Here is a 4,921-nt window from a genome sequence, read left to right as displayed (position 1 = left end):
ATTATCCTTGTTTGCCAGGATAATCACACAGGTTGTAGAGCGGGCAAGTCGGGCAGGCCGGCTTTCTGGCCTTGCAAATAGCCCTGCCAAAGAAAATAAGCTGCAGACTAAAGTCGCTCCATTCTTTTTTGGGAATGATCTCCATCAGATCGAACTCGATTTTTACAGGATTATTGTTTTCTGTAAGCTCCAGCCTTTTCGAAATCCTGGCCACATGCGTATCCACCACTATGCCTTGGATTCCGAACGCCGCGCCCAGCACGACATTGGCGGTTTTACGGCCCACACCGGGCAACTTAACGAGTTCATCCAACCTTGATGGAACCTCGCAGTTGTATTTTTCCACAAGCATGGAGGCACAGTTTTTGATATTTTTGGCTTTGTTGCGGAAATAACCGGTCGGGCGGATCAGCTTTTCAAGCGTCTCAAGCGCTGCACCGGCAAAATCATTTGGAGTTTTCAGCTTTTTAAATAAAACTTTGGTTGCGGTATTTACCTGCTTATCCGTACATTGGGCCGACAATATGGTGGCCACCAGAAGTTCAAAAGGATTTTTGTAATACAACTGGGTCTTGACATCCGGGTAGGTCCTTTTTAGTGTTTTACGGATCTTGGCAGTTCGGTTTTTCCGTTGCGCCATGATTTAAATCCTTTGAGCATAATTTTGACATGATCAACAGGATGTTCAGGATATTATAATCCCATTTTCCTGCCTCCGGCCCGTTGGGCCTACGCCCCGGAGGGATGAAAATGGGATTGCGTAATCCGCCTTTAGGCGGAGCTAAAATTAATCCAGTTGATCTTGTTAATCCTGGTTTAAAATAGATATTGCGTATAGCATGAATTTAAACTCTGGGAAAGTACGAGCTTTGGGTCTTTGCCCCGGCGGCCTCGACAGCATGCTTTCAGCCCTGATATTGCGCAAACAGGGCCTAGAAGTTGAATGGGTAACTTCGCAATTCGCAACTAGCAGCCCGTATCATGCATCATATTTGCCACTCAACTGGCCGCAGGCAGCCGAGATATCCTGCCCTTTGCTGTGACGGATTATTACCGTATAATTCTTTTGGGTCAGGATCTCTTTGAAGTCATTAATGACGGATTCTTGCGGCCGCTCAAATTCACAGCCTTGATAAGTATTAAATGGAATTAGGTTTATTTTGGCCCTTATCGGTCTGAGCAGCCCGGCAAGACGTTCGGCATCCTGCCTGGAATCGTTGATCCCTTTGATGAGAACATATTCGAAAGTAATTCTGCGGCGTGGCAATAAAGGGTATTGGGCGCATGCGTCCATAAGCGTTTCAACAGGATATTTGCGGTTAATGGGCATCAGCATGCTGCGGGTTTTGTTGTCGGTCGCATTTAATGATATCGCCAGATTGACTGTCAATTCACGGCCTAGGTCGGCAAGCCTGGGAACCAGACCTGCTGTTGATATGGTAATTCTGCGGCTTGAAAATCCAAGACCGGCATCGCTGTCTGTGATGGTTTTAACGGCCTCAACGACATTTTGATAATTTGCCAAAGGCTCCCCCATTCCCATCAACACGATATTGGTCAGGCGCATTGTATCGTCTAAGTGATTGGCGATATCGCGAACCTGAGCAATAATTTCACCCTTTGAGAGATTGCGCACAAAACCGCCCTTGGCGGTGAGACAAAATCTGCACTCCAGGGCACAGCCCACCTGACTCGATATGCACAGGGTGTAATGGTCCTTTTCGGGAATCAATACGCTTTCCACATATTTTCCGTCTTCGAGTCTGAAAAGATATTTCCTGGAACCATCTTGAGAAGTTTCAACCTGGGCCGTTTCAAGCCTGTTGATGGTAAAATGATGTGAGAGCAGTTTGCGGAGCTCTTTCCCCAAGTCGGTCATCTCTTCAAAAGTGTCTGCCTGGTGCAGATAGACCCACTTAAGAATCTGCACTGCGCGATAGGGCTCAAGTCCTTGGTCTTTAAGCCAGGTCGCGAGTTGATCACCGGCAATTTCTTTAATGTCAGATGTCTTCAATTTTAGTGTCATTTTATAATCTTATAAATCGATTGATATTTTATTTTGTTTGACATACTATTTACTTGATACTATTACAAAGGATTTCGATTTCAAGAAATAAAATGGTACGATTATGTTTGATAATTTAACGGACAGGCTGAATGCCGTATTTAAAAAACTCAAAGGCCACGGCAAGTTAACGGAGAAAAATGTTCAGGAAGGTTTAAGAGAAGTCCGTATGGCTCTCCTTGAGGCCGATGTCCACTACAAAGTTGTTAAAAATTTTATTGCCGACATCAAGGAGCGAGCCCTTGGCCGGGAGGTCATGGCGAGCCTGACACCCGGTCAGCAAATTGTTAAAATTGTCAACGAAGAATTGACAGAGCTGATGGGGGGGCACCTTACAGATTTAAACCTTTCGGGCTCTTTCCCTTCCTCAATCATGCTGGTTGGTTTGCAGGGGTCCGGTAAAACCACAACAGCCGGCAAACTTGCTGTTTTGTTGATAAAAAAAGGAAGAAAGCCGTACCTGGTTCCGGCCGACGTATATCGTCCCGCTGCCATTAACCAGCTTCAAAAGCTTGGCCAGCAGTTGTCCGTACCGGTGTTTCCATCCAGCACGGAAATGGACCCTGTGCAGATATGCCAGGACGCCAGAACAATAGCGCATAAAGAGGGGTTGGACACCCTGCTCTTTGACACAGCCGGCCGTCTTCATATAGACGAAGTCCTGATGGATGAGCTCTGCCGCATCAAGGATGCGGCCAAACCATCTGATATACTGCTCGTGGCCGATGCCATGACCGGTCAGGACGCTGTCAACATCGCCCAATCATTTAATGATGCCCTTGACATCGGCGGCGTTATCCTGACCAAGATGGACGGTGATGCCCGCGGCGGAGCAGCCATATCGATCAAATCAATAACCAATAAACCGATTAAGTTTATTGGCGTTGGTGAAAAGCTCAGCGATCTGGAGCCCTTTCACCCGGACAGGATGTCTTCGAGAATTTTAGGGATGGGAGACGTCCTGACCATGATCGAAAAGGCCCAGGCGGTGGTCGATGAAAAAAAAGCGGCCGAACTTGAAAAAAAGCTCAGAAAAAGTGAGTTTACGCTCGAAGATTTTCGTGACCAAATGGTCCAGATACGCAAGATGGGGTCTTTGTCGGACCTTATTGGCATGATACCGGGAATGAGCACCAATAAGCATCTGAAAAATCTTGAGGTAGACGAAAAAGAATTCGTCAGGATCGAAGCCATTATCAACTCCATGACCCCCCGGGAACGGCGTCGACATACGATAATAAAGAGCAGCCGCCGCAAGCGAATCGCAAAGGGCAGCGGCACTAAAGTACAGGATGTCAACAAACTAATGAAAAATTACTCCCAGGTTTTGAACATGATCAAAAAAATAAACAAGGGCGGCATGCGCGGAATGGGCCGGGGAATGTTGCCGTTTTAAAGGAGAATCAATATGCCAGTTAAAATTAGATTGGCCAGACACGGAGCTAAGAAAAGACCTTTTTATCGAATTGTGGTAGCGGATAGTGAAAGTCCTAGAGACGGAAGATACCTTGAAAATGTAGGTACTTATAACCCTTTAAAAGATCCGGCCGAGGTTACCCTGGAAGAGGAGCGAATTAAATACTGGATTAACCAGGGAGCCATTCCAACCGACACTGTCAAAAGTCTTTTGAAAAAAGAAAATTTTTTTGCCAATCTTACATAAAGCGTATTATTCTCCTAATTCTCAACCGCCAACAGAGGAGATGGAGCTATGAAAGAGCTGATTCATTACATTGCCCAAGCACTGGTTGACCAACCGGACCAGGTGGCTGTCTCCGAGATAGAAGGTAACCAGACCTCGGTATTAGAGCTCAAAGTGGCCAAAGAGGATCTAGGGAAGGTTATCGGTAAACAGGGCCGAACGGCACGGGCTATGCGGACCATTTTGAGTGCTGCCTCTGCAAAAATAAAAAAACGTACGGTACTGGAGATTATCGAATAATATCGTGGGAAAGAATGGTTTTCTTCTCATAGGAAAGATCATTGGCGTTCATGGTGTTAAAGGCAACATCAAGGCCTATTCCTACGCCGAATCTTTGTCAGTTTTCGAGTCGGGCAGCCCCATCCTTGCTATCAATGAGGAAGGATTGGAGACAACCTATAAGGTAAACTGGGTCAAACTCCACAACAGGGTCATTCTTTTGTCCCTGGATGGGATAGACAGTAGACACCGTGCAGCAACCTTAAGAGGTTCAAAACTTTATATTGAAAAGGCCAAGCTTCCAGGGCTCGAGGATGGAACCTATTACTGGTTTGATCTTATTGGCCTTTCCGTTTTCACAACCGACGACGAATATATCGGCAGCATTGAATCGATCCTCCCCACGGGGAGCAACGACGTTTATGTTGTGAAAAATCCTAACAAAGATAATGATAATGAAATCCTGATTCCGGCGCTCGCATCGGTGGTTTTGGAAATAGATATTAATAAAAAAACGATGCGCGTCGATTTGCCTGAAGGGTTGTAAAAATAAAATCGCTTCGCGGTTTTATAAATGGTTGTGTTTCGATGAACTTCATTGTCCTGACCATCTTCCCGGAAATGTTTACACCATTTTGGGAGCACGGGATTATCAAAAGGGCGATAGATCAAAACAAGATTTGCGCGTTGGCTGTCAATATCAGGGATTTCGCCGAAGGCCGGCATCGTATCACCGATGACAGGCCATACGGCGGCGGCAGCGGGATGGTTATGAAGCCCGAACCGTTGGCCGGCGCCATGCGGGCGGCCGCAAAGCAAGCGCCGTATTCCAGAAGGATTCTGCTGACGCCGCAGGGTCGTTGCTTTAACCAGAACCTGGCACAAGAATTAGCATCATCTGAAGGACTTATTCTGGTTTGCGGCCGTTATGAGGG

General features: G+C 46.5%; 6 protein-coding genes and 1 pseudogene. 5 read left to right on the top strand and 2 right to left on the bottom strand.

Going from position 1 to position 4,921, the window contains the following annotated elements; translation table 11 throughout:
• Position 1 precedes the first annotated feature (1 nt).
• Positions 2-640, bottom strand: a complete 639-nt coding sequence (gene nth / locus V3S16_RS12865; protein ID WP_413885557.1) for an endonuclease III — start codon at positions 638-640, stop codon at positions 2-4.
• Positions 641-979: 339 nt separating this feature from the next.
• Positions 980-2,026, bottom strand: a complete 1,047-nt coding sequence (gene rlmN / locus V3S16_RS12860; protein ID WP_413885555.1) for a 23S rRNA (adenine(2503)-C(2))-methyltransferase RlmN — start codon at positions 2,024-2,026, stop codon at positions 980-982.
• A 103-nt stretch (positions 2,027-2,129) separates the two neighbouring features.
• On the opposite strand from rlmN, the gene ffh reads away from it, so the two are divergent.
• The 5 genes and pseudogenes from ffh to V3S16_RS12835 form a co-directional block, all read left to right on the top strand.
• Positions 2,130-3,461, top strand: a complete 1,332-nt coding sequence (gene ffh, locus V3S16_RS12855; protein WP_413885553.1) for a signal recognition particle protein — start codon at positions 2,130-2,132, stop codon at positions 3,459-3,461.
• A gap of 12 nt (positions 3,462-3,473) precedes the next feature.
• On the top strand, positions 3,474-3,728 hold the full coding sequence (rpsP, locus tag V3S16_RS12850; protein ID WP_413885551.1) for a 30S ribosomal protein S16: 255 nt from the start codon (positions 3,474-3,476) through the stop codon (positions 3,726-3,728).
• Positions 3,729-3,776: 48 nt separating this feature from the next.
• Positions 3,777-4,007, top strand: a complete 231-nt coding sequence (locus V3S16_RS12845) for a KH domain-containing protein (RefSeq protein WP_413885549.1) — start codon at positions 3,777-3,779, stop codon at positions 4,005-4,007.
• A 4-nt stretch (positions 4,008-4,011) separates the two neighbouring features.
• Entirely contained in the window at positions 4,012-4,533 is a 522-nt protein-coding gene (gene rimM / locus V3S16_RS12840; RefSeq protein WP_413885547.1) for a ribosome maturation factor RimM, read from the top strand.
• A 41-nt stretch (positions 4,534-4,574) separates the two neighbouring features.
• Positions 4,575-4,921: pseudogene (locus tag V3S16_RS12835) on the top strand (tRNA (guanosine(37)-N1)-methyltransferase TrmD); the annotation flags it as partial.

Source organism: Candidatus Desulfatibia sp., assembly GCF_036446775.1.
GTDB lineage: Bacteria > Desulfobacterota > Desulfobacteria > Desulfobacterales > UBA11574 > Desulfatibia_A.
The sequence above is the reverse complement of the archived record's forward strand: the minus strand, read 5'-3'. Positions and strand labels throughout refer to the sequence as shown.

Excerpts from the sequence above, each read along its gene's own strand:
- nth (WP_413885557.1), bottom strand. The coding sequence starts at position 640 with ATGGCGCAACGGAAAAACCGAACTGCCAAGATCCGTAAAACACTAAAA.
- rlmN (WP_413885555.1), bottom strand. The coding sequence starts at position 2,026 with ATGACACTAAAATTGAAGACATCTGACATTAAAGAAATTGCCGGTGAT.
- ffh (WP_413885553.1), top strand. The coding sequence starts at position 2,130 with ATGTTTGATAATTTAACGGACAGGCTGAATGCCGTATTTAAAAAACTC.
- rpsP (WP_413885551.1), top strand. The coding sequence starts at position 3,474 with ATGCCAGTTAAAATTAGATTGGCCAGACACGGAGCTAAGAAAAGACCT.
- V3S16_RS12845 (WP_413885549.1), top strand. The coding sequence starts at position 3,777 with ATGAAAGAGCTGATTCATTACATTGCCCAAGCACTGGTTGACCAACCG.